Source organism: Xylanibacter rodentium (assembly GCF_013166575.1).
GTDB lineage: Bacteria > Bacteroidota > Bacteroidia > Bacteroidales > Bacteroidaceae > Prevotella > Prevotella rodentium.
The window spans coordinates 1-1,050 of the sequence record NZ_JABKKE010000064.1 but is presented as its reverse complement, the minus strand read 5'-3'; the positions used below and the strand labels follow the sequence as shown (position 1 = coordinate 1,050).

Below are 1,050 nucleotides of genomic sequence, written 5' to 3'. Positions count from 1 at the left end.
GCACCAACTGGCTGAAATCCTGAAAGCCCAGACACACGGCAACCTTGTTGCTTCGCGCGGTGGCGATAAGGTTGTCCAGCCCCTTGAAATATATCGTCGGAAGCTCGTCGATGATGACCGACGACTTCAACATCCCTTTCTTGTTGATGAGCTTCACGATACGGGAGTTATACAGACCGAGAGCCGCACCATAAATGTTCTGACGGTCGGGATTGTTGCCCACGCAGAGAATTTTCGGCTCTTCGGGATTGTTGATGTCCAGCGTGAACTCGCTGTCCGACATTACCCAATAGAGCTGCGGGGAAATCATACGTGATAGCGGAATTTTCGCCGAAGCGATCTGCCCCATTAACTGCTCGGCTGCCCCTCCGAGCCACGCATCCATAAAAGGAGAAAGATAGTTTTCCAGTTCCGGGTAAGAGGTCAGTATAGGGAAAATATCCTCGTAACGGCGGTTCAGGAACTCGATGGCATGGGGGAACGTGCAATACTTGCCGTTCTGAAAAATTTTGAGATACCAGATGATAGCCGCGAAGAGGATGATGGGCGATTCCACAAAGAAGTCGCCCTGCTTTTGCACCCAACTTTTATTCAAGTTGAGCATGATGGTGTACGCGCTCTCGTAAGCGTCCGTGATATCCTCCATGAAATCCGGGTGGATGGGATTGCAACGGTGCGAGCGTCGCGGGTCGTCGAAGTTTATCACATAGAACTTCGGTTTCACCTTGTAGCCCTCCGGGTGGTTCAGCAAGTGATTGTAGGCTATCGTGGACAAGTCGCTGAATTTGAAGTCGTACACATACATCGAAAAGCCCTTTTCTATCTGCTGCTTGATGAAATTGTTTACCACCGCATAGGATTTACCACTGCCCGGCGTACCCAATACGATGGAAGCCCTGAAGGGATTCACGACATTGATCCAGCCGTTGTTCCAACGCTTTTTGTAGTAGAACCGTGTCGGCAGATTGACCGAATACTCGCTTTCGATAAGCCGTGTTTCCTGCATGAAACTCTCGTTCTCGTTGTTGAACACGTCATCCATCAGGTTGT

1 protein-coding gene is annotated in these 1,050 nt (G+C 50.1%); it reads right to left on the bottom strand.

Translation table 11 applies throughout. The features are described 5' to 3' along the window. The coding region (locus HPS55_RS14045) for a type IV secretory system conjugative DNA transfer family protein (RefSeq protein ID WP_172325116.1) at positions 1 to 1,050 on the bottom strand (1,050 nt) is incomplete at both ends.